Source organism: Mucilaginibacter aurantiaciroseus (assembly GCF_024055595.1).
GTDB classification, from domain to species: domain Bacteria; phylum Bacteroidota; class Bacteroidia; order Sphingobacteriales; family Sphingobacteriaceae; genus Mucilaginibacter; species Mucilaginibacter aurantiaciroseus.
The window spans coordinates 273,400-295,384 of the sequence record NZ_JAMXOF010000001.1; the positions used below are offsets into that span (position 1 = coordinate 273,400).

Sequence of the window (21,985 nt, forward strand, 5' to 3'; positions counted from 1 at the left end):
GAGATAGCGAAGGATCTGTTAGTGAACTTTGCTATCGCCTGTGCTTGCTTGTCGGCGAATAGATGCTTCGCAACATTCAGCATTACAAATTTAAATAGGCGCGAAGAGGGCTAAAACTCCAATGGCCCTAACCGTCGCATGTTTTTCATGATTAGGTATTGCCTGTGCCTTAGGTAGCGGGTAGGGTTGGTGGCGCTCCACCGCAATGGGCTCGGGAAGATTACTGCTATGGCGGCAGATTGCCTGCGGGTAAGCTGTAATGCCGGTTTGTGGAAGTAGGCCTGCGATGCGGCCCCGATGCCGTAAATGCCATCGCCCATTTCAATTACGTTGAGGTAAACCTCCATAATGCGTTTTTTGGTCCAAAAGGCCTCGATGAGGATGGTAAACCAAGCCTCGAAACCCTTGCGCACAAACGAACGGCCGGGATACAGGAAAATGTTTTTGGCGGTTTGCTGGCTGATGGTGCTGCCGCCGATAAGTTTTTTGCTTTTGGCGTTCTTTTGAATGGCACGCTCAATGGCTTTAAAATCGAAACCATGATTCTCCAAAAACGATTGATCTTCGGCAGCTACCGCGGCGCGTTTCATGTTATCTGCAATATTATCAAAGGCAACCCATTGCTTGTCTATCTTCCAATCCTTGCCATCGGCCTTGCGTTCAAAACCGCGTTGTATCATTAGCCAGGTAAAAGGCGGGTTTACAAATTTGAACAGCAGCACGCCAAACAAGCTGGCTGCAACAAATACAATAACCACCAGCTTTACTACGCGCAAAACCAGCCTTACCACGCCGTTATTAAAAAATCCCTTTGTTTTGCTGTTGCTTTTACGATTTTGTGCTTTGTTGGCCATTGCGATATTTGATGCCCCGCTAATTTCAGGATAATCTTCTTATTAAGCACAAAAAAGGTGTTTAGCTATGCTAAACACCTTTTTTGTGCCCCTTTAATCCGATAGCTATCGGATTTTCCCGGAAGGGAGCTTTATGTTTAAAGCCCTCTCCGGAGGAAAGGGTTGGGTAAGGCCTTACTCAGCAACAACTGAGAAAGGAACCTGTACTTTTACTTCTTTATGCAGGTTCACTATTGCGATGTAATCACCAACAAATTTAGGCTCCTGATCAAAAGTGATACGGCGACGGTCAACTTCAAAACCTTCTTTTTTCAATGCATCAGCTACCTGGATGGTATTGATAGCACCGAAGATCTTTCCGCTTTCGCCAGCTTTTGCGCCGATAGTAAGCTTAACGCCTTCTAATTTAGCTGCAATCGCGTCCGCGTCTTTGCGTATTTTTTCTTGTTTAAACTGTGCTTGCTTCAAGTTTTCTGCTAAAACTTTACGTGCGCTTACAGTTGCTAATATTGCGTAACCTTTTGGGATAAGAAAGTTGCGGCCATAACCTGGCTTTACATTCACTACATCGTCTTTATCGCCGAGGTTTTTTACGTCTTGTTTTAAAATAACTTCCATTGCTTTTTACCTCCTGATTATTTTAATGAGTCTGTAACATAAGGTAATAAACCGATGTGGCGCGCACGCTTAACAGCCTGTGCCACTTTACGCTGAAACTTCAAAGAAGTACCTGTTAAACGGCGAGGTAATACTTTACCCTGGTCGTTAATAAACTTTAATAAAAAGTTAGCGTCTTTGTAATCGATATACTTAATACCATTCTTTTTGAAACGGCAGTATTTTTTACGGTTATCCTCCACTTTGGGAGCGGTAACGTATTTAATTTGGTCGTTTGCCATTAGTTTTTTTCCTCCACTTTAGCTGCAGGTTTCTTGTTAAAGGCACCGCTGCGTTTTTTATCATTGTAAGCAATGGCATGTTTATCCAAAGCAATGGTAAGGAAGCGCAAAACACGCTCATCGCGCCTTAATTCAACTTCCAGTTTATTAATTAAATCACCCGGAGCCTTGAATTCAGTTAAGTGATAGTACCCTGTAGTTTTCTTCTGAATAGGGTACGCTAATTTTCTCAAACCCCAATTATCCTCCTGGACAATTTCGGCTCCGTTATCTGTTAATGTCTTGCTGTATTTGGCAATTGCCTCTTTAGCAGTTTCATCAGATAACAACGGGGTTAGAACGATCACGATTTCGTACTGTTGCATTATTATTTTGATTTTTAATTATTTATCCCTGTATATCGGGGCTGCAAATGTAGTAAGAAATTTATTACCAAACAAGCCGATTTTGTTGTATTTTAACAGTCTAAAACACACCAAAATATACATCCCCCGGTATGAAAAGATCTCTACTACTTTTAGCTGCTGCTTTTACATTTCTTATAACAACAGCCCAGGCCCAAACCACGGCACCATCGCCCATCGAAAAAAAACTGACCGACAGTGTTTGCATCACCCTAAACAAAATGGATGTTAGCAAGGTAACTAACAAAAAAGAGGCTGTCGCGCTTTACACCCAAGCCATAAGCCTTCATGTAGATATACTACAGGAGTAGGCTACCGAACAGGGTATTGAGTTTACCGATAGCAAAGCTATGAAAGCCATCGGCATAAAACTTGCCCAAAACCTGATGAAGCAAAACTGCGCCAACTTTATGAAGCTGGCCACCAAAATGAGTGGGGCAGATGCGGATGAAGTGGCTACTGAAACTACCACCGGTACCTTTAAACGTATAGATGTTAAAGGCTTTAATTATATAGTGCTAACCGATGCCAAAGGCAGCGAACGCTCGTTCATTTGGCTAAGACAATTCCCCGGGTCTGAAAAATTCATGGGGCTTACCACCAAATACGCCGGCAAAAAACTAAAAGTTAGCTGGCAGGAAATGGAAGTTTATTTACCTGCCGCCAAAGGCTATTATAAGGTTAAGGAAATTATTGGGGTTGAAGTTTTGTAAGCCTAATATTGCTTATGAAAGCCCAAACCGTAAACAATGCCCAACGCCGCATAGCTGTGTTTGGATACATTGCCCGAAAGTTTAAAACCAATGCTTCCGCCAAAGCCCGTTGGCCCGCCCACCGGGATAATATGATAAATGCGGAAACGCTCTTTTGATTTTTTAAACCACATGATATTTATCTCAAATGGCAAGCCAACGTAATGTTCTTCTATCCTTTGGTTTTGGTTGTTTGTGTCTTTGTATTTAATAACGCGGTTATTGGTTGATGCACCCAGGGCGAAGCTAAAGGCATGGCCATCTTTTGGGAAACGCAGGCCGTAAAGTAAGGCGTACTCGCTAAGGCTGCCGTTATCTTTTATTCCCGGGATTGCTGTAAATGGGCTAAGCAGGGTAAAATTAAGGTCAAGATCGGCAATGCCTATGTATCTTAAGGTAAATAGGTTGTGGCTAAACTGGTAATTTATGCTGGTGCTTATTTGCGGGCCTTTGGCGCCTGCTACACCAAATCCAAGACCCACATCACCATATATAATGAGGTTGGTTTTAACTTTCGGCGCAATCGTTACACTGTCGGGCTTTACAACAATTGTTTTTAAACTATCCTGTGCAGCGGCGAACGTTGTAATTAAAAATGATAAAGTGGCAATAAATAGCAGTTGCTTCATGATAAGGTTAAGTTGCCCTAATATATGGGTTTTCGATATAAGATAAGCAGTTAAACTGTAAATTAACAAAAACATAAAGCCCTAAAAATCTGTCTTTATTAAAAACACCAACGCTATGCAATTTGCCAGCCAACACCCTGAAGAGAATGCCGAAGATTTTGCGGATGACCTTAATTTAAAACCCACTGACGAGGGCAACCCTGTTGAAGGCGACTGGGAGGATGAAGAAGACGAGGACTTTGACGATAGTATGGAGTTTGAAGAAGATATGCGTGAAATTCGCACGGGCGATGATATTGGCGAACCCGACCCCGAAGATGCAGACCACATGCCAAACGGCGACCAGAAATAGAGGGGTGCTAAAGCATTTTATTCACAAACCGTTTTAGGGCTTTTGGGTAAAGCAAAATCTTTCTACCTTTATGCCTGTGGACAATTTCATAGTTTCGGCACGTAAATACCGCCCGGCTACCTTCGAAACCGTTGTAGGCCAGCAACATATAACTAATACGTTAAAAAACGCTATTAAGAATAATCAGCTGGCGCAGGCATTTTTGTTCTGCGGGCCAAGGGGTGTTGGTAAAACCACCTGCGCGCGTATCCTTGCAAAAACCATAAACTGTACCAATTTACAGCCCAATGGCGAGGCCTGCGGCACTTGCGACAGTTGCCGAGCATTTATGAACGGTAACTCGTTTAACGTGCACGAACTGGATGCTGCCTCAAATAACTCGGTTGATGACATCCGTAGCTTGATAGAGCAGGTACGCATCCCGCCACAAGCCGCCCGTTATAAGGTTTATATTATTGATGAGGTGCACATGCTATCGCAGGCGGCGTTTAACGCTTTCCTGAAAACGCTTGAGGAACCACCTAATTACGCCATATTTATATTAGCCACTACGGAGAAGCATAAGATATTGCCAACGATACTGTCGCGATGCCAGATCTTTGATTTTAACCGCATCAAGGTAGAGGATATGGCCGGCCATTTGGCAAACATCGCTAAAAAAGAAAGCATCACTTATGAGGATGACGGCCTACACATCATCGCCCAAAAGGCCGATGGCGGTTTAAGGGATGCCCTGTCGATGTTCGACCAGATCGTGAGCTTTAGCGGGGGAAACGTTACCTACCGCTCGGTTATTGATAACCTGAACATACTTGATTACGACTACTACTTTAACGTTACCGATAAACTGTTAAGCGAAGACAGCGCGCAATCGCTGTTGCTGTTTGATGAGATACTGGGCAAAGGTTTCGATGGCGCCCATTTTATATCGGGCCTGTCCGAACACTTCCGTAACCTGCTGGTAGGTAAGGATGCATCAACCATAAAATTACTGGAGGTTAGCGAAACCATTAAAGCGCGTTACCTGCAACAATCGCAGGCGGCGTCGGTCTCGTTCCTGCTATCCGCCATGAATATTGCCAACCAGTGCGATATTAGCTACAAGCTGAGCAAGAACCAGCGTTTACAGGTAGAACTGGCCTTGCTTAAGATGAGCAACCTGCTCTCCATATTCAATATGTCGGCATCGCCGGCCGGTCAAAACGTTGCTGCCCCAAACGGGGAGTTAAAAAAAAAACCTGATACTTTAATAAATAGTACTCTTCAGGGCCAAAATATGGCCAATGAAATGAGTGTTGCAAGGGATAACCCGGTTGTTTACAATCGTACTGTGCCGGTTACAACACCAGCAACACCATCGATGGCCATACCTGCTACGGAAGCTAAACCGGAGCCAGCCGAAAAACCAAAGTTTTTTGTACCTAATGCGCATGCAGGGGCAACATCTGTTAAGATACCATCCTTAAAAGACCTTGGTAAGCAGGTAGAAGAAGCGGCGTTGGAAGAAGAAGACCCTTACTTAAAAGGCACGGACAAGGAAAGTTTTAGTATTGACCAATTCCTACAATTGTGGACAGACCACGGCGCCAGGCTGAAAAAAGAAAACAAGGCGGCAACGCTATATACCCTATTTACATCGGTTACACCAAAGGTGTTAGGCCCCGAGAATTTTGAGGTGCCGGTATCTAACAAAGTACAGGAACAAGCCTTTAGGGACGAGCGCCCTTACATCTTAAACTTTTTACGAACTACGCTTAAAAATTTCAGCATCGAGGTGAATGCCAGGGTAGAGGAATCTACCGTGGTGCGCAAACCATATACCGCTATGGAGAAATTTCAGCATATGGCCGCTAAAAATCCGCAACTGATAGATCTAAAAAATAAATTTAATTTGGATTTTGATTAGCGCTAATTTAATTACAACGGACTCTAAGGATCTTATTATTCGATAACACAAATAGCACAAAGGTTTGCCAGTTGCATTCTCTGTGTTCTTTGTGATTTTGTCTTTGTGTACTTTGTGGTTAAATCGAACCAATTACACGCGCGGTGTATCATTTTTAGGATAACCTTCTTCGTCAAGGTCATCGCGGTCATCCTCGGGCGTGCGTGCCAAAGCGGCATCGCGCGGGTTAAGTTCTACTATTTTGCCGCTATCAATATGCATCCCTAATGCATCCGCATCTGTTTCTAAAGAACGGTCGGCATCGTATTCGCCTTTTGTATCATAAGGGTTAGCTTCGTCATAGGTCGAGTTCATGTCCTCGCCATCTTTAACAGAGGTGTCGTAAGGGGCGGGGTGGTCGTAGTCGGGGTTATCGCTCTTAACATCGTACTCGTAACTGTTTGTAGTCTCGTCGTAATTAAGATTTTCGCTATCTGCGGTTTCGTTGCTATCGTTATTCAATGAAGTGTCACTGTCCTCAGGGTCAGTTACAAAATCCGGGTTTTCGTTTTCGGGTATCATAGGTTATGTATTTGATGTATATACATAAAAACCCTGCCAAAAAATTATTGTTTTGGGAAGGATAGCTTATTACTGTACCGATTTTCGGTACGAGGTAACATCGCCAAGGGCAAACTTTAAACCAATAGAGTATTGTACCAGTTTATCATTGCTTTTACCCGTGGTAAAGCCATCCATGTTATCCGTAAAATCGTTATTAAATTGGTAGGCAAGGTCTATTTTAAAAGATGGCTGATTATACTGATTGAAAAATTTAATCTCATAACCCAGGCGCACGGGTAGAAAAAGCTCGTTGCTTTTGTTTAAGCCGGGGGTGAAAAATTGCGGGGAGGTGTTTGAGGCCCGGTTAATGTTGTCATCGTGGATGTTATTGAGGATGTAGCCTAAACCGGCAGATATATACAGGCCTTTAATAGCGTTGGCTATACCGCCGTTAGAATAATCCAAAATTTCGCCTGCTTGCAGCTGCCCCCTGAATACAATGGCTGTAAAGTTGTTTTTAAAGTAGCGTCCCGATAGGTTCTCGGTTCTGCTGCCACCTTCCAGCTTGCCGGTTTGTATTTCTACAAGGTAATTTAAGTAGGGTGTTTGGTTATAGTTAAAGTTTACAAAAACAGATGGGGTGCTTTTTATTTTTCCTTCGGTATCGCCGTATAACTGGTTAACCGTGCCGCCAAAACCAACGTCATATTGGGCGTAGTCATAACCAATTTGGGCTTTTGTTATAGATGTTATTGCAGATAATAATAGCGTAATAAATATAGTTTTAGTAAGCAACTTTATCATAATGTAAAAGCCAAATTTTGCTGAAGGGTGTATTTTTTATTTTTATAAAAGTAACATCAAACTTTTAAAAAGCAATACCATGTTTAATATTAAATGCATTTACCGCTTTAAACGCCGCATTTACGCATGTATTTTAACCCGATAAAATATTATCAAACAAAGGGGATAAATAAATTGCAATTTTTACGCGCTTAAATTTTTACAAATAAAATTTTATGTAAGTTTGAAACCGTTTCAAATAAAAATTAACCACAAAAATCTGGTATGTCAAAAATTAAAGTAGAAAACCCGGTAGTAGAGCTGGATGGTGATGAAATGACCCGCATCATCTGGAAGTTTATTAAAGATAAACTGATCATCCCTTATCTGGACCTGGATATAAAATATTATGACTTGGGTATCGAGTATCGTGATGAAACCGATGACCAGGTTACCATTGATGCTGCCAACGCTATCTTAAAATATGGTGTAGGTATTAAATGTGCTACCATCACCCCCGATGAGCAGCGTGTAGAAGAGTTTGGCCTTAAACAAATGTGGAGGTCGCCAAATGGTACCATCCGTAATATATTAGATGGTACGGTTTTCCGCGAGCCAATTGTGATGAACAATGTACCACGTTTGGTTCCAAACTGGACAGCCCCTATCTGCATTGGCCGCCACGCTTTTGGCGACCAGTACCGCGCTACCGATTTTGTTACTAAAGGCAAAGGTAAATTAACTATAAAATTCACCCCTGAAGATGGCAGTGCCGAGCAATCATTTGAAGTGTACAACTTTAAAGGAGATGGCGTTGCATTGGCTATGTACAACACCGATGAGTCTATCCGCGGGTTTGCACACGCTTGTTTTAACCAGGCGCTGATGAAAGGCTGGCCTTTATATCTGTCTACCAAAAACACCATCCTAAAAAAATACGATGGCCGTTTTAAAGATATTTTTGAAGAGATCTTTCAGGCAGATTACAAAACCAAATTTGCTGAAGCAGGCATCACTTACGAGCACCGCTTAATTGACGACATGGTTGCATCGGCCCTTAAATGGAACGGTAACTTTGTTTGGGCTTGTAAAAACTACGATGGCGACGTACAAAGCGACACCGTAGCACAGGGCTTTGGTTCATTAGGTTTAATGACCTCTACTTTGGTTACACCCGATGGTACCGTTATGGAAGCTGAAGCAGCACACGGTACGGTAACCCGCCACTACCGCGAGCACCAGGCAGGCCGCCCAACATCTACCAACCCAATCGCATCTATCTTCGCGTGGACACGTGGTTTAGAGTTTCGTGGGATATTGGATGGTAACCAGGAGTTGGTAAACTTCTGTAAGGCATTAGAAGAAGTTTGTATAGAAACTGTTGAAAGCGGTAAAATGACCAAAGATTTGGCCCTCACCGTAAAAGCCAAAGTTGAGCACGGTACCGATTACCTGTACACCGAAGAGTTTTTAGAAGCCATCAACGAAAACTTAAAAGCGAAATTGGGTAAATAGTACTGTCCCGATGAAATATGAAGGCCCGTTCTGAAAAGAGCGGGCTTTTTTTGTGGGGGCGACATTCCCGCTTTGTCATCCTGAGCGATAGCGAAGAATTCTAATCGCCGCTATACAAACGCAAATGCATATCGGCTATTAGATGCTTCAAACGTTCAGCATGACAAACTATTTAATATAGATTTTGACACTAAAGGAAACACTGTGCTTATTTAGAAAAACCTATTCCCTCATTCCGCAAAATCCCTAACTTAGCCGCATTACCAAGTCCACACTATTATGTCAACACTATATCCATTAAAATTTAAAACCATATTTAAAGACAAAATATGGGGCGGCCATAAAATTGAAACTTACCTGCACAAAAACATTGGCGACCTGCCAAACTGCGGCGAAACCTGGGAGATCTCGGGCGTAAAGTCGGATGTTTCAGTTGTGGAGGGTGGCGATTTGCATGGGCAATCGCTTGCCGATCTACTGGAAAAATTCCAGGGCGAATTGGTAGGTGAGAAGGTTTACAAACATTTCGGCAATATCTTCCCTTTGCTGGTAAAATTTATTGATGCCAATGATGACCTGAGCGTACAGGTGCACCCAAATGATGAGTTGGCTAAAAAGCGCCATAATTCATTTGGTAAAACCGAAATGTGGTACGTGATTGAGGCTGATGCGGATAGTAGTTTAATTGCAGGGTTTAACCGCGAAATGACCGAGAAGGAATATGTAGACGCTTTAAATAGCGGCCACATTATGGATATACTGAACAAGGAAGATGTAAAAGCGGGCGATGTTTTCTTTTTACCGGCAGGCCGTGTGCATACCATTGGTAAAGGTTTGCTGATTGCCGAGATCCAGCAGACATCAGACATTACTTACCGCATTTACGATTTTGACCGGGTTGACGATAAAGGCAACAAGCGCGAACTACATACCGAAGAAGCTTTAGCAGCTATTGACTACAAACACTACCCTGAATATCAAACCCTGTACACCCCGCAAAAGAACGAGGACGTACATTTGGTGTCCTGCCCGTACTTTACCACCAACGTGCTCGACTTTACGCATGGCGTGGATAAGGATTACTCTAACCTCGATTCATTCGTGATCTATGTTTGTATCGAAGGCGAGTTCACCATTACACACAACGACTTGGTTTACCCCGTTAAAATGGGCGAGTGTACCCTGCTTCCGAAAACTATCGGCAAGGTAGAACTGAAAACCACAGTAGGTTTCAAAATTTTAGAAAGCTATATATCGTAATCATTTCAGCGATAATCGGTGAAATCATTACGATAGCTATTGGGTCCAATCAGTGTTACCCCAATTAATTATATCTTCTCATATCTGCTGGGTTTTGCAGCGAGTTAAAGATATCTGCAAGGTAACCTAAATCGATAGGTTTTAACAGGTAATCGGTAACAACCGGGTTATCTTTGGCGGGCTTAATATCCTCAAGGTCAATAGATGAGCCGATGTTGTAAATTGCGATATTTTCACCCAACTGCGATTTTATTTCTTCAAAAGCAGCGTTAAATTCCCAGCCACTCATCACCGGCATATTAATATCCACAAATAAAAAATCGGGTAAATAGTTGCGGTTTTGGGGTTAAGTAAATAATCGATGGCCTCTTGCCCGTTACTAAAGTTTAGTATTTCATCAAACAAGCCCTTTATTATTGTAAGTTTTGAAACCTTAAGTAAAAATTTCATCACCATTAACAATTCCCGCAGTCACATTTTTTTTCGGCAATCATTTTATGGTATTAGCTATACCAGCTTTACTGTAAATTTTGTGCCAATATTTACAGCGCTGTCAATTTGGATACTTCCGCCCAATGCTTCCACCTGGTTACGGGTCATAAAAAGGCCTATGCCTTTAGAGTCGTTATTGTGGTGAAAGGTTTTATACATGCCAAACACCTGGTCGCCATAGCGTTGCATATCTATGCCAATGCCGTTATCTTCAAAAACCAGGTAAATTTCGTTACCAACCCTTTGGGTATGGATGTTTATAACCGGTGCGCGGTCGGGGTGTTTATACTTTATAGCGTTGGTGAGCAGGTTTTGGAAAATGCTCTCCAGGTATGCCGGAATATAATCAATTTGCGGGCAGTCAGAAAAATCGGTTTTTATCTTAGCATCCGAGTTTAAAATATTGGTATGCAGTGCCGATGCTACGTTATTAAATATGGTCTCAAAGCCAATAAGCTTGCGCTCCTTGCTAATTTCTGATTGTATACGTACAATTTCATCCAAATGGCCCATTGTGGCGCTCAGGCTCTCGCTAATGGTTTTAATGTGCGAGAAGATCTCCGTGCGGTCGTCCTTAAGCTGGCTTTCCTCAAAAAGGTTCACCATAAACTTAAGGTTACCCGCATGCGAACGCAGGTTATGCGATACAATGTATGCGAAGTTTTGCAGGCGCTTGTTCTGGTCGTCCAGTAAATTAATGGACGACTGCAGCGTTATGCCCTTCTTTTTGATGCTATCAATATCCTGGAAAACACCGCGTAAGGTTATGCACTTGCCATGTGCATTCAATATCGGTACCCCTTTAGAACGTACCCATATCACGTTATTTTTAGCCGTGCGGAATTGCAGTTCAACATCGTAAGGCTTACAAAACTTAATAGCCTTATCAATAGAATCAGTTATTAGCGTAAGATACTGCGGTTCAAAAAAGCGGATAGCCTCTTCAACCGATAATTTGGGGTGATCATTCAGCTCGAAGATCTCATACATCTCTTTTGAGAAAGACAGCTCCATAGTGGCCGCATCAATTTCCCAGCTCCCCAGTTTGGCTATACGGCCTATCTCGGCGTTTTTGAAATCACTTTCGGCAGCCCTAATCTCGCTAATTTTAAGCGAGTTTATATTAGTGATAACGCCGTAAATAACCGGGCCATCGCTGGTATCGTGCTTTTGGGTGGTGCTTTCAAACCATAGGTAGCCGCTTTGTTTGGTAAGCAGCCTTATTTGTACAACGGGCGAGCCGCCATGCCTTGGGTGATAGGTGGCTTTTAGGAATGCCTGCCTGTCGTGATAGTATAAAAGGTATTCAAAAAAGTAGTTGTACGAGCATTCTATCTCGCCCGGGGTGTACCCTAGCGCAGCATAAAACCCCACCGACCATTTTGCTTGCCTGGTATCGGTATTATACTCCCAAATGCCTAAATTAATATGATCAATTATCCGCGCAATATGAGCTATGCTTTCGCCAGAAAACTTATGTTCTTCAGAACTCATTGTACACCTAATCTCTAATTTACTTTAATTACCACAGGGTATTATTAAATACATACCAAACAGGCAAATATCCATCATTTACAACCGCGTGTTGTTACAAACTATTAAACAGCATAAATATTTTATACTACCTTATACATAACAGGGTTTTTGCAAATCCTTTACAAGGTAAAAACGCTATGACGCTGAAAATTACACTATTAATATAACATAAGTGTCTTATACGGTTAATTAGCCGCAGGGTTATGCAAATTTTGGCAACAAAAATAATATAATATTTACCGGAATAATATTAAAGTTTTAAGAAACAATATTGCTTTTTGGGGGTGCTGTTTAGTGGGTTATTATGAGATGTTTCGTCAGATATTGTATGTGTAATTAAAATAAATTCTGCTATATTTATTTTTGCCAATTACAAACACTTATGAAAAACCAATTCCCGAGACTACTCGCAGTTTTATTACTGATAACTATAAGCGCATCCGCGCAAAAAGCGGCCCCGGGCAAAATATGGCCGGTAATTAAAGCAAATACCTGGTACGCGCAGCATAAATGGATGAGTGGGTCCGATTTTATACCCAGCACTGCCATTAACCAACTGGAGATGTGGCAGGCCGATAGTTTCGACCCAACAACTATTGACCGTGAATTGGGCTACGCGCAAAGCATCGGTTTTAATACCATGCGCGTGTTCCTGTATAGCCTTGCCTGGAAACAGGATAAAGCAGGCTTTAAAAATCGCATCGGCCAATACCTAACCATTGCCAACAAACACGGCATCAGAACCATGTTTGTGTTTTTTGACGATTGCTGGAATGGCGATGCCAAAATTGGCAAACAACCCGCACCAAAGGTTGGCATCCATAATTCGGGCTGGCTACAGGACCCGGGCAACCGCCTAAACAACACTGGCGAAACCGCCATGCTGCAAGCTTATGTAACCGATATATTAACCACCTTTAAACACGATAAACGTATTTTGTTGTGGGACCTTTACAATGAGCCCGGCAACTCCAATAAAAAAGAGGCATCAATAGAATTGCTTACCAAAGTATTTGCATGGGCGCGCGCCGTAAACCCAAACCAACCACTATCTGTGGGCCTTTGGGACTGGAGTTTTGAAAAACTCAACGCCTACCAGGCCTTAAACTCAGACATTGTTACCTACCACGATTACACCGACGAGGCATCGCATTTGAAAACTATTCAACTGCTAAAAAGCCACGGCAGGCCGTTGATATGTACCGAGTATATGGCCCGTACCCGCGGCAGCAAGTTTGCCAACGTAATGCCAATGCTTAAGAAAGAAAACGTAGGCGCGCTAAACTGGGGTTTTGTAATGGGTAAAACCAATACCATTTACGCCTGGGACAATCCCATCCCCGATGGAAGCGAACCAAAAGAATGGTTTCATGATATTTTCCGCAAGGATGGTAAACCATACAGGCCCGGGGAAGTGGAGCTTATTAAAAAGTTAAACGGGAAGTAAGAAATAATTTCTGCAGCCATGTTGCAGGCATTTTGATAGATTTACAGCCATGAATGCCAGCCTCAAATTATTTGACTTTACGCAACGGGTTAACTATAAAACCGAGATTTTGGCAGGCCTTACCGTAGCGATGACCATGATGCCCGAATCATTGTCCTTTGCGATACTTGCAGGGTTCCCTCCATTAGTTGGGTTGTATGCCGCCTTTATCATGGGGCTTGTTACCGCTGTATTTGGCGGCAGGCCTGGTTTAATTTCGGGCGGGGCAGGGGCTACGGTTGTAGTGCTAATTGCCCTCATGAAAACCAATGGCATCGAGTATGTTTTTGCTGCCGTAACTTTAGCGGGCGTCATTCAAATTGCTATTGGTTTATTTAAACTGGCAAAGCTGATCAGGCTGGTACCACAACCGGTTATGTACGGTTTTGTAAATGGGTTGGCTATCATCATATTTATGGCTCAGCTGCAACAGTTTAAAACTACGGTTAACGGGCACGAAACCTGGCTTAGCGGTATCCCAATGTTAATTATGGCGGGGTTAGTTGCCCTAACTATCGCCATTGTTGTTGTTTTACCTAAAATAACGAAGGCTGTACCTGCATCGTTAGTAGCTATAATTGTTGTGTTTGCATTGGTTCTTGGCTTTGGTATCCACACCAAAACAGTAAGCGATATTGCGTCTGTTAGTGGTGGTTTCCCGCCGTTTCATATCCCGGCTGTGCCCTTAAACCTGCATACGCTAAATATCGTTTTCCCTTATGCCATAATTATGGCCGCCGTGGGTTTAACCGAGGGCTTATTGACCCTGAACCTGGTTGATGAAATGACAGCAACAAAAGGAAATGGTAACCGCGAATGTATTGCACAAGGCAGTGCCAATATTTTAAACGGTTTCTTTTTTGGGATGGGCGGCTGCCCTATGATTGCGCAAACGCTGGTAAACCTTTCTGCCGGTGCAAGGGCACGGTTATCCGGAATAATAGCATCGCTTACCATCTTAATAATTATACTTTTTGGTGCGCCTGTAATTGGCCGCTTACCAATGGCAGCACTTACCGGCGTAATGATAATGGTTGCGTTCGCCACTTTTGAATGGATCAGTTTTAGGATTTTTAATAAAATGCCAAAGCAGGATGTTTTTGTAGGCATCCTGGTTGCTATTATAACCGTATTGCTGCATAACCTTGCGCTGGCCGTGTTGATAGGTGTTATAATATCGGCACTGGTGTTTGCATGGGAGAGTGCCAAACGTATCCGTGCCCGTAAATATATTGACGACAACGGCGCTAAACATTACGAAGTTTATGGCCCGTTATTTTTTGGATCGGTAACGGCTTTTACCGAAAAATTTGATGTGGCGAATGATCCTGATGAGGTTATCATCGACTTTCGAGACAGCCGCGTGGCAGATATGTCGGGCATAGAAGCCCTTAACAAACTAACAGAGCGTTACCATAAAGCCGGTAAAAAACTTCACTTAAAGCATTTAAGTACCGATTGCATCGCTTTGCTAAAAAATGCCGCAGATGTAATAGATGTGAACATTGTAGAAGACCCTAACTATCGCGTAGCAACAGAAAAAGGATAGCAATTAAACTTTAAATGCCGGTGCAAATTGGCTTTCGCGTTAGGGATAAAAGCGGAAAGCCCACAGCGTAGGTTGGCCTTAAGGATGGTAGGCGAGTACTTGCAGCAGATAGCCCGGGCCGCAGGTAACGCCATAGTTCGTGAATGGTTGATTAAGTTACTGGTGAATAGTTTTTTCGCTATTAAACCACTATCCATTAACACGCTCTGCACGATGGTAACCGGTCATTTTTTCTCCCCGAAATCCAGCTAATTAAATCATCGAAAGCAAATAAAATATAAAGCCTATAGGAATTATAGAATTAATATTTACTTTTGTGATGTAATCGTTCTTTAAATATACTTATCCAGAAAGACAGAGGGAAAGGCCCTATGATGTCTTAGCAACCTGTACGGCTTTTGCGGCCTGTGTAAGGTGCTAATTCCTGCTTCGCGGCTTAGCGAGGACAGATAAGCTGATTTAATGGAAATTGAATGCCACATGGCATTCTCTTATGGCCTTTTTATAAGGCTCTTTTAAAACGCTTTCCCAACGGATAATTATTGAAACTGTTTTTTTTAGTATAGCTTTTTGCTTTTCAACAATATTTAAAAATTAAAAACATGAGTTTAAGACTTGGCGACGACGCCCCAAACTTTAAAGCACAAACATCACAAGGCGAGATTGATTTTTACGAATACCTGGGCGATAGCTGGGGCGTGCTATTTTCGCACCCGGCAGATTATACCCCGGTTTGTACCACCGAACTTGGCAAAACCGCATCCCTTAAAGATGAGTTTGAGAAACGCAATGTAAAGGTAATTGCCCTAAGTACTGATAGTGCCGAATCGCACAAAGGATGGATCAGCGATATTAACGAAACGCAAAACGTGGAAGTAACCTTCCCGATCATTGGCGATGAGAGCCGCGAGATCTCTCAGGCTTATGATATGATCCACCCAAATGCTTCATTGGTGGCTACCATCCGTTCGTTGTTTATTATAGGGCCGGATAAAAAGATCAAATTGATCATCAGCTACCCGGCATCAACAGGAAGGAATTTTCAGGAGATTTTGAGGGTGATAGATAGCCTGCAATTGACAGCTTACCATAGTGTAGCAACCCCTGCCGACTGGAAGGACGGCGAAGATGTTGTGGTGTTGCCATCTATCAAAACAGAAGATATACCGGCAAAATTCCCTAAAGGGTTTACCGAGGTGAAGCCTTATTTAAGGATGACACCACAGCCCAACAAATAGGGTTTAAATGATATAAAGTCGCGTGGCCGAGAGGATAGGTTTGGGTCTGCAAAACCTTTAACGGTAGTTCGAATCTACCCGCGACGTCTAAACTGACTGACTAATAACGACGGGGCAATGGGCTGAGGAGCCCATTGCCTTTTTTATGCGTTTATAATTTCTTTCTAAAAAAAAATGTCATTTCGAACGAACGATAACGAGGAGAAATCTGGTTAGATAGGAATTGCGGACTTTGCTTAGCGAACAAGATTTCTCACTTATACCCCGTTCGAAATGGCACGAAGAGAATAACAATCCCACCCTTCACTTGTATATTTAAATATGAGTAACCCAACCCACGCCTGGCCCAAACTCGATTTCCATTACCTGAAAGATACCATTAACACCGTACATATGTGGGCGCAGATGATTGGTAAGGTGCGTCTCAAAAAAATGCCCTGGATCAATCACTCCTGGCAGGTAACACTTTATGTTGGCGCTACTGGTTTAACAACCGGCAGCATCCCGTATAGTGGCGGTGTTTTCCAGATAGATCTTGATTTTATAAACCATCAATTGCATATAACTACCAGCAAGGGGCAAAAGATCTCATCAGCCTTAGGTGCCAAAACTATTGCTGCGTTTTATCACCAACTGATGAACAACCTTAAAGCTGCAGGAGTAGAGGTGGATATTTACGCCGTACCAAATGAACTTGAAGTAGCTATCCCGTTTGCAGAAAACACCGCGCCATGCACCTACCATCCCGAAACGATGAACACCATTTGGCAGGCGCTTATCAAAATCCATAATGTATTTACCAATTTCCGGTCGGGCTTTTTGGGCAAGTGCAGCCCGGTACATTTCTTTTGGGGCGCGTTCGATCTGGCGGTTACCCGTTTTAGCGGCAGGCCTGCACCCAAACATCCCGGCGGCGCACCAAACATGCCCGATGATGTGATGCAGGAAGCCTACTCGCACGAAGTTAGCTCATGCGGTTTCTGGCTGGGTGGCGAACAGTTCCCGCACCCTGCGTTTTATAGTTACTGCTATCCAACGCCCGAGGCTTTTAGTAAGCAGCAGGTTAGCCCGCCCGAAGCATTTTACAGCGGCGAAATGGGCGAGTTTTTACTGACCTATGAAGTAATACAACAATCAGAACAACCCGAAGAAACGTTGCGCCAATTTTTACAAAGTACTTATGATGCAGCGGCAATCACCGGCGATTGGGATAAGCGTTTAGAATGTAATTTACAGGGGTTGAAGGAGTAGAAAGCCTTTCCCCGGCTCTCTTCTTCGGAGAAAGAGGTAAAAAGATATTTAAAAAAGGCGGCTGAAGGTCGTTTTTTTGTGGTGTGTTCACGGAAAGCTCAAATATTTAAAAATTGGATGGTCTGATAATGAGTGATTTGCGAAAGTGTTGCAGTGTTTGCACCGTGAACGTGAACACCCGGCGCTAATCAAAACGAAAAACTATTCTCACTGACCTTTGGAGAAATCCGGGGTGAGGTCTTCCTTACACACCAAGTTGTCATACACCTCAAATCCTGCACATTGGTGGTCTTTATCGGCTCAAAAAGTTCGCCGCCTAACTCAGAGGTATATTCTAATAATATCTGTTCGTTAACCAAAAAAAGTTCGGAGCCATCAGGCAGGGCAAAGCAACTATTGCCTAAACCAACCACCTTATCCTCTATCCCGATATCAGACGCCAGCCTTGCAAACAAATAACCACCAGGTTTTAGCACCCGCCACATCGAGCGCAGCATGGCATCGAAATGGTTGCTATCTGTTGCAAAATGCAATACCGCGCTGCTGATCACCAGGTCAAACTCATTATCCTTAAATGGCAGCTTTTCGGCAGGCGTAACTTTGAAGTTTTTAGCTGATAGTTTTGGTGCAAGTTCTTTAGCCAGGTCCTTTACATGTGCAACTGCGTCGGGGTTTGGATCGATGCCGTGAACTTCGAAGCCGTTTTGCAGGAAATAAATTAGGTTACGGCCGCCGCCACAACCCGCATCAAGTACTTTTTTACAATCATCAAACCGGCCTTTTAAAAGCTGATCGAACAGGTAAATATCAATATTGCCGAGTTGTTGCTGAAGGGTATTTGCCATGATGTTAATTTTCTAAGTCTCAGTCTACTCACCCCCAAATCGCTTCGCTGGTTTACCCTCTCTATGCTGCGCGGAAAGAGGGTGAAATACCTTTTAAAATCCTCTGCTTTGGAGAGGATTTAGGTGAGTCTCTTCGAGCCCGGGGAGAGGCTAAAGTAACAATATTGCAAGCCCTTTAACAATCAATTCTTTTGACGCGCACATTATCACATAATATTTATATTATTGTGTATCGCTAACACACTTGCGATGGTATTATCTCACAACCTAAGTACCATACTAAATTGTCTAAAATTAAAACTACACTGCTACTGCTGTGCTGCTGCATGCTTGGCGGTTACGTATCTGCCCAAAAAAAGAACGCCGGTTATCAATACCACATCCGCCGGGTGGCGTCACCCATAAAAATTGATGGTTTGCTTGACGAGGCCGATTGGCTCAGCGCCGACACCACTGGCAAATTTTTTATGGTTTTACCTATGGATACCAGCTTTGCCAAATTACGTACCGTAGTACGCATGGCTTACGATAACGATAACTTTTACATTTCGGCAGAGTGTTATATGCCCACACCGGGGTACATGGTAGAGTCGCTGAAGCGCGATTTTAACTTCCAGAAGAACGACAACTTTATCTTTTTTATGGATCCGTTTGATGCCCGTACCGATGGCTTTAGTTTTGGTGCAAACGCGGCCGGTGCCCAATGGGATGGCACCATGTACGAAGGCGGCAAGGTAGACTTGAGCTGGGATAACAAATGGTACTCGGCAGTTAAAAACTACGATAACAAATGGGTGTTTGAGGCGGCAATCCCCTTCAAAAGCATCCGCTATAAAAAAGGTATTAAAGAGTGGGGTATCAATTTTAGTCGTAACGACTTAAAGACCACCGAAAAATCAAGCTGGGCGCCTGTGCCGAGGCAGTTCCCAACGGCATCACTGGCCTATACGGGCACTATTATTTGGGACGAAGCACCGCCAGTAGCCACCCGCAATATTTCCATTATCCCATACGCATTGGGTGGTATCACTAAAGATTTTGAAAATAAAAAAGATGCTGTTTACCACAAAGAGATAGGTGGCGATGTTAAGATAGGCCTTACCTCGTCCTTAAACCTCGACCTGACCGTTAACCCCGATTTTTCCCAAGTGGAAGTGGACCAGCAGGTGATCAACCTGAACCGTTACGAGTTATTCTTCCCCGAGAAACGCCAGTTCTTTTTAGAGAACGGCGACCTGTTTGCCAATTTTGGTTATGCCGATATCCGCCCGTTCTTTTCGCGCAGGGTAGGGCTGAATGCACCCATCAGGGCAGGGGCAAGGCTTACTGGTAAAATAGATAAGGACTGGCGCATCGGCGTAATGGATATCCAAACGGGACAATCGGGCTCCGCTAATTTGCCGGGGCAAAACTTTGGGATTGTAACACTGCAAAGGCGGGTTTTCGCGCGCTCCAACATCGGGTTTATGTTTGTGAACAAGGATGGTACGGGCAGCGCACCCATGGCTGGCAGCACAGCCACAGCCAATGCCTATAACAGAAACGTGGGTGCCGAGTTTAACCTGGCATCATCAAACAACCTGTTAACAGGTAAGTTGCTTGGCCTAAAATCATTTACACCCGGCGTTAACAGCCGCGATTTTGTGGCCGCTGCCAACCTGCAATACCTAAGTAAATATTGGACGTTTGCCATGCAGCAACAGTACGTAGGCAAAAACTACAATGCCGAAGTGGGCTATGTGCCACGTGTGGGTTACAATAAACTAAACCCATTAATCCAACATAACTTTTTCCCAAAAAGCGGAGCCATACTCTCGCACGGCGTGCAAGCCAGCGGAATTTACTTTTTTGACGAAGGTTTTAAATCGACAGATAACGAAACGGTACTGAGTTATCTTATCACTTTCCGTAACCGCAGCACACTGACGGTATCAGGACTGGATGATTATGTAAAATTACTGCGCCCTTTCGACCCTACAAACACCGGCAAACCAATGCTGGCAACTGGTTTTACCAACCACTGGAACACTATAGATGTGCAATACGCCTCCAAACCACAAAACGTGTTTACCTACCTGTTTGAAGCTGCCCGCGGCGGGTATTACAATAACGGAACAAAAACCACGCTGATAGGCCAGGTGGGCTACCGCTTCCAGCCTTATGTAAATTTGGTGTTGAATACCTCGTATAACGATTTGCATTTGCCCGCGCCATACGGCCATAATCAATTCTGGCTCATTGGTCCGCGTGCTGATGTTACTTTTACCAACACCTTGTACTTTACCACCTTTGTGCAGTATAATGAGCAGGCTAAGAACATGAACATTAACAGCCGCTTCCAATGGCGCTATAAACCTGCTTCAGACTTGTTCATTGTTTATGGCGATAACTCTATCCCCTCGCCGTTCACTGTCAAAAACCGCCAGTTAACTATCAAGTGGACGTATTGGTGGAATATATAAGGGAAATGTGTCGGTGCTCCCTTTCAGCGCGTCATTGCGAGGTACAAAGCAATCGCACATAGGCAAGTCTGTTATGCAAGGTGAACAATGTCCTAAATAGATTGCTTCGTACCTGCAATGACGCATTTTAAAAGCAGGACTTTAACACCCTAATGTTAATTTTAAATAAACGCATGGTGTTGCATTGGCAATTGTATCACTTTTACAACGTCAGATACGCCTGATACCTTCTCTTATGGTGTAACGGTAGCACTTCTGATTCAGACAATTGAGGTTCGAATCCTTGTGAGAGAACACTGACATTTATATATCTCTTTATACCATTCTGTTATGGACTGGTGTTTTTGGTGTAATCAGGTGTTTATTTGGTGGTATATTTATTCAAAGCCAACCGCCAGTTAAAGTAATTCTCATCCTTAGCCGCTTCATGGATAACCTTTAGATAATCATCATCAAAAAAAGTAGCAAGCGAAAACACATAGAGGCCATTTTTAGGTTCAAATAGGGTACCCGGCGCATATCCCTTTTCACCATTCTCCGCACGTTTTTTATCGAAAGGTACTTTGCTGTTTACAAATTCTGGATGCGTTTTTTCGCCGGTCATGTAGGGCGTTATGTAATCCACGCATTTTTTTAAGGTCGATTGGTTGACGGTTTGCCAGGTGAAATAATTTTTGCCCGTTGCCCGGTAAATGGCTATGCAGGCCGATAGCAGCGGCTCAATATCGTAGGTTTGGTAATGAAAAGCGTTGCGCTCCATCAAATCATGCGTGGTACCGTCGGGGTTTAGGTTAATGTTTAGTTGCTGCTCTAATGCCCGGGTTATGGCGCTTTGGTAGCTGCTATCATGCAGCGTATAAGCGATCAGCGTGAACATCTTTATCCGGTGCGAATTCCAGTTGTTGATGGCTGTGCCCTTATTGCCTTTAGCCGTGCCGCTGTGCAGTTGGGTATCGGATTCATCCACACGTCGATTAATGTTCGGTCAGCAGGCTCTATATCATTCCTGATGAGGTCGTAAGCGGTAATCATATCTTCCAGCTTGGTTTCGTTGATAGGGTCTTCGGTTGCTTTGTTGGTTTTGGCCCAGGCGGTTAAGAACTCAGCGGCTTTAATCAGATACTCTTTATTGTAGGAGTATTTGTAAACCAGCGCCAGCGCGTAGGTTTTATTGGCATCTTCCAATGATTTAAGACTTGCAGTCTTCCTCGTATCGCCCGCCAAAAGGC

23 protein-coding genes, 1 tRNA gene and 1 riboswitch are annotated in these 21,985 nt (G+C 43.4%); of the genes, 12 read left to right on the forward strand and 12 right to left on the reverse strand.

Going from position 1 to position 21,985, the window contains the following annotated elements; all coding sequences use genetic code 11:
* Nucleotides 1-110: 110 nt before the first annotated feature.
* The 4 genes from mtgA to rpsF form a co-directional block, all read right to left on the reverse strand.
* Entirely contained in the window at nucleotides 111-854 is a 744-nt protein-coding gene (gene mtgA, locus NAF17_RS01245) for a monofunctional biosynthetic peptidoglycan transglycosylase (RefSeq protein ID WP_252756158.1), read from the reverse strand.
* 174 nt (nucleotides 855-1,028) lie between these two features.
* A complete protein-coding gene (gene rplI, locus NAF17_RS01250; RefSeq protein ID WP_252756159.1) occupies nucleotides 1,029-1,472 on the reverse strand; it encodes a 50S ribosomal protein L9 in 444 nt (147 codons plus the stop codon).
* 17 nt (nucleotides 1,473-1,489) lie between these two features.
* Nucleotides 1,490-1,753 (reverse strand): 30S ribosomal protein S18, encoded by a 264-nt coding sequence (rpsR, locus tag NAF17_RS01255; protein ID WP_067054791.1) that lies wholly within the window; start codon nucleotides 1,751-1,753, stop codon nucleotides 1,490-1,492.
* The gene (gene rpsF / locus NAF17_RS01260; RefSeq protein ID WP_252756160.1) at nucleotides 1,753-2,118 is read right to left on the reverse strand and encodes a 30S ribosomal protein S6; all 366 of its coding nucleotides are present in this window, start codon (nucleotides 2,116-2,118) and stop codon (nucleotides 1,753-1,755) included. The genes rpsR and rpsF overlap by 1 nt, the downstream gene beginning before the upstream one ends.
* A gap of 131 nt (nucleotides 2,119-2,249) precedes the next feature.
* Here rpsF and NAF17_RS01265 point away from each other — a divergent pair, with 131 nt between their 5' ends.
* Together NAF17_RS01265 and NAF17_RS01270 are read left to right on the forward strand one after the other, a co-directional pair.
* On the forward strand, nucleotides 2,250-2,468 hold the full coding sequence (locus tag NAF17_RS01265; RefSeq protein WP_252756161.1) for a hypothetical protein: 219 nt from the start codon (nucleotides 2,250-2,252) through the stop codon (nucleotides 2,466-2,468).
* Between the two features lie 39 nt (nucleotides 2,469-2,507).
* The gene (locus tag NAF17_RS01270; RefSeq protein ID WP_252756162.1) at nucleotides 2,508-2,870 is read left to right on the forward strand and encodes a hypothetical protein; all 363 of its coding nucleotides are present in this window, start codon (nucleotides 2,508-2,510) and stop codon (nucleotides 2,868-2,870) included.
* A gap of 2 nt (nucleotides 2,871-2,872) precedes the next feature.
* Here the strand turns inward: NAF17_RS01270 and NAF17_RS01275 are convergent, their stop codons facing one another.
* The gene (locus NAF17_RS01275) at nucleotides 2,873-3,538 is read right to left on the reverse strand and encodes a hypothetical protein (protein ID WP_252756163.1); all 666 of its coding nucleotides are present in this window, start codon (nucleotides 3,536-3,538) and stop codon (nucleotides 2,873-2,875) included.
* A gap of 115 nt (nucleotides 3,539-3,653) precedes the next feature.
* Between NAF17_RS01275 and NAF17_RS01280 the strand changes: the two genes are divergently transcribed.
* Together NAF17_RS01280 and NAF17_RS01285 are read left to right on the forward strand one after the other, a co-directional pair.
* Entirely contained in the window at nucleotides 3,654-3,890 is a 237-nt protein-coding gene (locus NAF17_RS01280) for a hypothetical protein (RefSeq protein ID WP_252756164.1), read from the forward strand.
* 70 nt (nucleotides 3,891-3,960) lie between these two features.
* Nucleotides 3,961-5,796, forward strand: coding sequence for a DNA polymerase III subunit gamma/tau (locus NAF17_RS01285; protein WP_256474404.1), 1,836 nt, complete (start codon nucleotides 3,961-3,963; stop codon nucleotides 5,794-5,796).
* Between the two features lie 132 nt (nucleotides 5,797-5,928).
* On the opposite strand, the gene NAF17_RS01290 is transcribed toward NAF17_RS01285, so the two are convergent.
* Both NAF17_RS01290 and NAF17_RS01295 read right to left on the reverse strand, forming a co-directional pair.
* Complete coding sequence (locus tag NAF17_RS01290) at nucleotides 5,929-6,357, reverse strand: hypothetical protein (RefSeq protein WP_252756166.1); 429 nt, start codon at nucleotides 6,355-6,357, stop codon at nucleotides 5,929-5,931.
* A 69-nt stretch (nucleotides 6,358-6,426) separates the two neighbouring features.
* Nucleotides 6,427-7,143 carry a hypothetical protein gene (locus NAF17_RS01295; protein WP_252756167.1) on the reverse strand — a complete coding sequence of 239 codons (717 nt, stop codon included), beginning with the start codon at nucleotides 7,141-7,143 and terminating at the stop codon, nucleotides 6,427-6,429.
* Nucleotides 7,144-7,407: 264 nt separating this feature from the next.
* Between NAF17_RS01295 and NAF17_RS01300 the strand changes: the two genes are divergently transcribed.
* Complete coding sequence (locus tag NAF17_RS01300) at nucleotides 7,408-8,637, forward strand: NADP-dependent isocitrate dehydrogenase (protein WP_252756168.1); 1,230 nt, start codon at nucleotides 7,408-7,410, stop codon at nucleotides 8,635-8,637.
* Nucleotides 8,638-8,916: 279 nt separating this feature from the next.
* The gene (locus tag NAF17_RS01305; RefSeq protein ID WP_252756169.1) at nucleotides 8,917-9,897 is read left to right on the forward strand and encodes a type I phosphomannose isomerase catalytic subunit; all 981 of its coding nucleotides are present in this window, start codon (nucleotides 8,917-8,919) and stop codon (nucleotides 9,895-9,897) included.
* Between the two features lie 64 nt (nucleotides 9,898-9,961).
* On the opposite strand, the gene NAF17_RS01310 is transcribed toward NAF17_RS01305, so the two are convergent.
* Entirely contained in the window at nucleotides 9,962-10,207 is a 246-nt protein-coding gene (locus NAF17_RS01310) for a response regulator (protein ID WP_252756170.1), read from the reverse strand.
* A gap of 197 nt (nucleotides 10,208-10,404) precedes the next feature.
* Nucleotides 10,405-11,883, reverse strand: a complete 1,479-nt coding sequence (locus tag NAF17_RS01315) for a PAS domain-containing sensor histidine kinase (RefSeq protein ID WP_252756171.1) — start codon at nucleotides 11,881-11,883, stop codon at nucleotides 10,405-10,407.
* 424 nt (nucleotides 11,884-12,307) lie between these two features.
* On the opposite strand from NAF17_RS01315, the gene NAF17_RS01320 reads away from it, so the two are divergent.
* The 5 genes from NAF17_RS01320 to NAF17_RS01340 all read left to right on the forward strand — a co-directional run bounded on the left by NAF17_RS01320 (nucleotide 12,308) and on the right by NAF17_RS01340 (nucleotide 17,449).
* Complete coding sequence (locus tag NAF17_RS01320; protein ID WP_252756172.1) at nucleotides 12,308-13,372, forward strand: cellulase family glycosylhydrolase; 1,065 nt, start codon at nucleotides 12,308-12,310, stop codon at nucleotides 13,370-13,372.
* A gap of 49 nt (nucleotides 13,373-13,421) precedes the next feature.
* The gene (locus NAF17_RS01325) at nucleotides 13,422-14,960 is read left to right on the forward strand and encodes a SulP family inorganic anion transporter (RefSeq protein WP_252756173.1); all 1,539 of its coding nucleotides are present in this window, start codon (nucleotides 13,422-13,424) and stop codon (nucleotides 14,958-14,960) included.
* Nucleotides 14,961-15,299: 339 nt separating this feature from the next.
* Nucleotides 15,300-15,416: riboswitch (SAM riboswitch) on the forward strand.
* A 146-nt stretch (nucleotides 15,417-15,562) separates the two neighbouring features.
* Nucleotides 15,563-16,198, forward strand: a complete 636-nt coding sequence (locus NAF17_RS01330) for a peroxiredoxin (protein WP_252756174.1) — start codon at nucleotides 15,563-15,565, stop codon at nucleotides 16,196-16,198.
* 16 nt (nucleotides 16,199-16,214) lie between these two features.
* A tRNA-Cys gene (locus NAF17_RS01335) sits at nucleotides 16,215-16,285 on the forward strand.
* Nucleotides 16,286-16,519: 234 nt separating this feature from the next.
* Nucleotides 16,520-17,449, forward strand: coding sequence for a DUF5996 family protein (locus NAF17_RS01340; protein WP_252756175.1), 930 nt, complete (start codon nucleotides 16,520-16,522; stop codon nucleotides 17,447-17,449).
* 188 nt (nucleotides 17,450-17,637) lie between these two features.
* On the opposite strand, the gene NAF17_RS01345 is transcribed toward NAF17_RS01340, so the two are convergent.
* Nucleotides 17,638-18,294 (reverse strand): class I SAM-dependent methyltransferase, encoded by a 657-nt coding sequence (locus tag NAF17_RS01345; RefSeq protein WP_252756176.1) that lies wholly within the window; start codon nucleotides 18,292-18,294, stop codon nucleotides 17,638-17,640.
* Between the two features lie 284 nt (nucleotides 18,295-18,578).
* Here NAF17_RS01345 and NAF17_RS01350 point away from each other — a divergent pair, with 284 nt between their 5' ends.
* Complete coding sequence (locus NAF17_RS01350) at nucleotides 18,579-20,756, forward strand: carbohydrate binding family 9 domain-containing protein (RefSeq protein ID WP_252756177.1); 2,178 nt, start codon at nucleotides 18,579-18,581, stop codon at nucleotides 20,754-20,756.
* 361 nt (nucleotides 20,757-21,117) lie between these two features.
* On the opposite strand, the gene NAF17_RS01355 is transcribed toward NAF17_RS01350, so the two are convergent.
* Complete coding sequence (locus NAF17_RS01355) at nucleotides 21,118-21,723, reverse strand: alginate lyase family protein (RefSeq protein ID WP_252756178.1); 606 nt, start codon at nucleotides 21,721-21,723, stop codon at nucleotides 21,118-21,120.
* Nucleotides 21,636-21,980, reverse strand: coding sequence for an alginate lyase family protein (locus NAF17_RS01360; RefSeq protein ID WP_252756179.1), 345 nt, complete (start codon nucleotides 21,978-21,980; stop codon nucleotides 21,636-21,638). Before NAF17_RS01360 ends, NAF17_RS01355 begins: the two co-directional genes overlap by 88 nt.
* Nucleotides 21,981-21,985 lie beyond the last annotated feature (5 nt).

What these genes read in the sequence shown, in the direction of transcription:
- mtgA (WP_252756158.1), bottom strand. Translation starts at nt 854, where the DNA reads ATGGCCAACAAAGCACAAAATCGTAAAAGCAACAGCAAAACAAAGGGA.
- rplI (WP_252756159.1), bottom strand. Translation starts at nt 1,472, where the DNA reads ATGGAAGTTATTTTAAAACAAGACGTAAAAAACCTCGGCGATAAAGAC.
- rpsR (WP_067054791.1), bottom strand. Translation starts at nt 1,753, where the DNA reads ATGGCAAACGACCAAATTAAATACGTTACCGCTCCCAAAGTGGAGGAT.
- rpsF (WP_252756160.1), bottom strand. Translation starts at nt 2,118, where the DNA reads ATGCAACAGTACGAAATCGTGATCGTTCTAACCCCGTTGTTATCTGAT.
- NAF17_RS01265 (WP_252756161.1), top strand. Translation starts at nt 2,250, where the DNA reads ATGAAAAGATCTCTACTACTTTTAGCTGCTGCTTTTACATTTCTTATA.
- NAF17_RS01270 (WP_252756162.1), top strand. Translation starts at nt 2,508, where the DNA reads ATGAAAGCCATCGGCATAAAACTTGCCCAAAACCTGATGAAGCAAAAC.
- NAF17_RS01275 (WP_252756163.1), bottom strand. Translation starts at nt 3,538, where the DNA reads ATGAAGCAACTGCTATTTATTGCCACTTTATCATTTTTAATTACAACG.
- NAF17_RS01280 (WP_252756164.1), top strand. Translation starts at nt 3,654, where the DNA reads ATGCAATTTGCCAGCCAACACCCTGAAGAGAATGCCGAAGATTTTGCG.
- NAF17_RS01285 (WP_256474404.1), top strand. Translation starts at nt 3,961, where the DNA reads ATGCCTGTGGACAATTTCATAGTTTCGGCACGTAAATACCGCCCGGCT.
- NAF17_RS01290 (WP_252756166.1), bottom strand. Translation starts at nt 6,357, where the DNA reads ATGATACCCGAAAACGAAAACCCGGATTTTGTAACTGACCCTGAGGAC.
- NAF17_RS01295 (WP_252756167.1), bottom strand. Translation starts at nt 7,143, where the DNA reads ATGATAAAGTTGCTTACTAAAACTATATTTATTACGCTATTATTATCT.
- NAF17_RS01300 (WP_252756168.1), top strand. Translation starts at nt 7,408, where the DNA reads ATGTCAAAAATTAAAGTAGAAAACCCGGTAGTAGAGCTGGATGGTGAT.
- NAF17_RS01305 (WP_252756169.1), top strand. Translation starts at nt 8,917, where the DNA reads ATGTCAACACTATATCCATTAAAATTTAAAACCATATTTAAAGACAAA.
- NAF17_RS01315 (WP_252756171.1), bottom strand. Translation starts at nt 11,883, where the DNA reads ATGAGTTCTGAAGAACATAAGTTTTCTGGCGAAAGCATAGCTCATATT.
- NAF17_RS01320 (WP_252756172.1), top strand. Translation starts at nt 12,308, where the DNA reads ATGAAAAACCAATTCCCGAGACTACTCGCAGTTTTATTACTGATAACT.
- NAF17_RS01325 (WP_252756173.1), top strand. Translation starts at nt 13,422, where the DNA reads ATGAATGCCAGCCTCAAATTATTTGACTTTACGCAACGGGTTAACTAT.
- NAF17_RS01330 (WP_252756174.1), top strand. Translation starts at nt 15,563, where the DNA reads ATGAGTTTAAGACTTGGCGACGACGCCCCAAACTTTAAAGCACAAACA.
- NAF17_RS01340 (WP_252756175.1), top strand. Translation starts at nt 16,520, where the DNA reads ATGAGTAACCCAACCCACGCCTGGCCCAAACTCGATTTCCATTACCTG.
- NAF17_RS01345 (WP_252756176.1), bottom strand. Translation starts at nt 18,294, where the DNA reads ATGGCAAATACCCTTCAGCAACAACTCGGCAATATTGATATTTACCTG.